General features: G+C 63.4%; 2 protein-coding genes and 1 pseudogene. All 3 read left to right on the top strand.

Annotated features, from left to right (window positions below):
- Positions 1–90: 90 nt before the first annotated feature.
- Positions 91–1,101: pseudogene (locus OKC30_RS20230) on the top strand (TolC family protein); the annotation flags it as partial.
- 132 nt (positions 1,102–1,233) lie between these two features.
- Positions 1,234–2,040, top strand: a complete 807-nt coding sequence (locus tag OKC30_RS20225) for a siderophore-interacting protein (RefSeq protein ID WP_270666952.1) — start codon at positions 1,234–1,236, stop codon at positions 2,038–2,040.
- Between the two features lie 251 nt (positions 2,041–2,291).
- On the top strand, positions 2,292–3,398 hold the full coding sequence (locus OKC30_RS20220) for a 3-deoxy-7-phosphoheptulonate synthase (protein WP_270809782.1): 1,107 nt from the start codon (positions 2,292–2,294) through the stop codon (positions 3,396–3,398).
- The last annotated feature ends 75 nt before the right edge of the window (positions 3,399–3,473 follow it).

Raw genomic sequence — 3,473 nt, 5'->3', positions numbered from 1 at the left:
AACCAGCGGGGCTGACGCCCCGGCGAAATTCCCCTCCCACCTACGTCGGAGGGAGTCCCCTTTCGCATTTAAGATGGCAGCGCCAGCAGCAACCTGGGCCCCTCCCTCAACCTCAGCTACGAAGTGGATCTCTGGGGCAGACTGGCCGCGGCAAGGGATCAGGCGAGCTGGGAGGCACAAGCCAGCGAACAGGATCTGGCCGCCACCCGGTTGCTGCTCATCGGCAAGACCCTGGAGCAATACTGGCAACTGGCCTACCTCGGCTCGGCCATTACCCTTAGCACCCAGCAACTGGCCAATCTGGAGCGCATTGAACGCCTGACCCACGCCAAATACGAGGCGGGCGCCGTGACCCGACTCGATCTGGTACAGGCCAGCCAGCAGAAGGCGGGCAAGCAGGCGGAGCTCGCCACCCTCACCCAGCAACGGGCACAGGCGGGCAATGCTCTTCGCCTGCTGCTGGGCCGCAGCAGCGGGCCGCTCGCTGACGCTCCCGACGCCCTGATCATGGGCCCGATCCCGTCCCTGGCGGCCGGCATTCCCGCCGATGTGCTGGCCCGGCGGCCCGATGTGCGCGCCGCCGAACTCAGGCTGCGCAAGACCCTTGCGAGGGGAGACGAGATCCGCACCGGCTTTTATCCCACCCTGAGCCTGACCGGCGGTGCCAGCACCACCTCGGATACCCTGACCCAGGTGCTGCAAAATCCAGTCGGCACCCTGGGCGCCACGCTGGCGCTCCCTTTCCTCGAGTACAACAAGACCCGGCTCTCCATCGCCAGCGCCAACATCGACTACCAGATTGCCGAAACCGAGTTTCGCAAGCAGCTCTATACCGCGCTGCTGGAAGTGGAGGATGGCCTGGCCGCCCGTCAGCAAGGGGATCAGCGGCTGCGCTATCTGGAGCAGCAGAGGGCCTATGCCCGGGAGGCCGAAAGGCTCGCAAGCGCCGGTTTCCTGGCCGGAGCCACCGGGGTGCAACCCTGGCTGGATGAGCAGAACCGCCTGTGGGATGCCGAGCTCGCTCTGCTGGCACAGCAGCAGGCCCAGCTCAACAACATGGCAGGCATCTATCGGGCGCTGGGGGGAAGCGATCGAACCTGACCCAGGCAGAGAGTGTGGAATCGCGATGGACGTCCCGAGGAGGTCAATCGCGACCCATTCTGCCCACAAACCAATTGATAATAGTTTTCATTTCATCAAGAATGGGCGCCATCATCAGCCAGGAGTATGCCCATGTCTCAACCCGCCCCGGCCAATCGCCCCCGCCTGCTCACCGTCAAGCATGTTCAGGATGTGAGCCCACACCTGCGCCGAATCTGCCTGACCAGCCCCGAGCTTGTGGACTACCCCTTCAGCTGTGGCGGTGCTCATGTCAAGATCATGCTGCCCCGACCGGGTCAGCGCGAGATAGTGTTGCCCACCCCCACCGACAAGGGGCCTCGCTGGCTCGATCCCGCCCAGAAACCCGTCATTCGCACCTTCACCATACGCGCGTTTCGCCGGGAGGCGCTGGAGCTCGACATCGACTTCGCCCTGCACGGCGAGGCCGGCCCCGCCAGTCGTTTCGCCCTGCACGCCAAACCGGGTGACAGGCTCGCCATCTCGGGCCCGGGCGGTCCCGACCCCATGCTGCAAACGGTCGAGCACTATTACATGGCGGGGGATCTCACCGCCCTGCCCGCCATCAGCGCCATGGTGGAGGTGATGCCGGCCCATGCCCTCGGCCATATCGCCCTGCTGGTCCCCCATCAGGACGACGTGCAGGATCTGTCGCTGCCGGCCGGCGTCGACCTGCGCTGGTTCGTGGGCAATCCGGAGCAGGCCGCGACCCTGGTGGCGCATTTCACCGCCCAGCCTATGGTCGCCGAGGGGAGCTATTTCTGGTTTGGCGGGGAAGAGAGCTTGGTCGTGCCGCTGCGCCGCCACGTCAGACGCGCCCTGGATGCCGAGCGCCAGCGGGTCTACGCAGTCCCCTACTGGCGCAGCGGCAAGGATGAAGACGCCTACCATCAGGACAGGCACGCCGTGATGGACAGCTGATCCCCTCTTTATCTTGTCACTGGCGGGCTTCTTCCCTCGGGGAAGCGGCCTGCTTTTGCTGCGGTTCCCCCGCCATCGTTCTCTCTCCCCCCATCTTCGCCTGGCGATTTCATTGCACTTGCATTTGAGACAAACACCAAGATAATGACAATCATTCTCAACAACTGCGATAAGCCGTGAATCTGTCTGCTCCCAACAGGATGCCGCATACGGGTTCCCCATCGCACACATGCACAGCAAGGTAACTCCAGATGGCAGTTTTGAATTCGGTCATGCGCGCCTTCGCCATAGAGGCGCTACCCACCCCTGCCGAGCTGCTGGCGCAGCACCCCTGTCCGGCCGACATGGCCCGGCACATCGACAACCAGCGCCATCAGGCACGCCGGATCCTGGCAGGTGAAGACGATCGCCTGCTGGTCGTGATTGGCCCCTGCTCCATCCATGATCCCGTCGCGGCCCTGGACTATGCCGGACGGCTGGCACGACTCGCCACCGCCTATGAAGACAGCCTTAAGATAGTCATACGAGCCTATTTTGAAAAGCCGCGCACCACGGTGGGCTGGAAGGGGCTGGTCTTCGATCCGCACCTGGACGGCAGCAACGACATCAATCGGGGATTGCATCTGGCACGCCAGGTGCTGCTCGACATCAATGGACTGGGGCTCGCCACCGCCACCGAATTCCTCGACACCACCAGCTTTCTCTATCTCGCCGATCTCGTCAGCTGGGGCGCCATCGGGGCACGCACCACGGAGTCTCAGGTCCACCGGCAATTGGCCTCCGCACTGCCCTGCCCCGTGGGATTCAAGAACGGTACGGACGGCAATATCCGGGTCGCCATCGATGCCATCCAGGCCAGTACCGCCTCCCATCTCTTCACCGCCCCCGGCAGCCAGGGCGGCATGGTAGTGATCAAGAGCGAAGGCAATCCCGACGGCCATATCATTCTGCGTGGCGGCACCCTGCCCAACTACCACCAGAGCGATGTGGCGGAGGCAGCAGACCGCCTCACCCGCCAGGGACTCCCCCCTCGCCTGATGGTGGATTGCAGCCATGGCAACAGCCAGAAGCTGCACACGAACCAGCTGAAGGTCGCCAAAGAGCTCTGTCGCCAGCTGAGCGAAGGGAGCCAAGCCATCGCCGCCGTCATGGTCGAGAGCTTCTTGCTGGGAGGAAACCAGAAACCGGCTCCTCTGGGTGAGCTGCAATACGGTCTGTCAGTGACCGATGCCTGCCTCTGCTGGGAAGAGAGTGAACACCTGCTTGCCATGCTGGCAGAGGCGGTCCAGGCCCGTCGCCGCACCCGGAGAAAATACACACACGCCGTTCAGTCTGAACTCGGACAACCCGTCATCTAGCCGACATTCCGCACCTGATTTAGGAATAAATTTGCCGATAGCGCTCACCCAATACCTCCAAAATGATCTGCTGGT

The sequence above is a fragment of the Aeromonas sp. QDB18 genome, assembly GCF_027705325.1.
Classification (GTDB): domain Bacteria; phylum Pseudomonadota; class Gammaproteobacteria; order Enterobacterales; family Aeromonadaceae; genus Aeromonas; species Aeromonas caviae.
The sequence above is the reverse complement of the archived record's forward strand: the minus strand, read 5'-3'. Positions and strand labels throughout refer to the sequence as shown.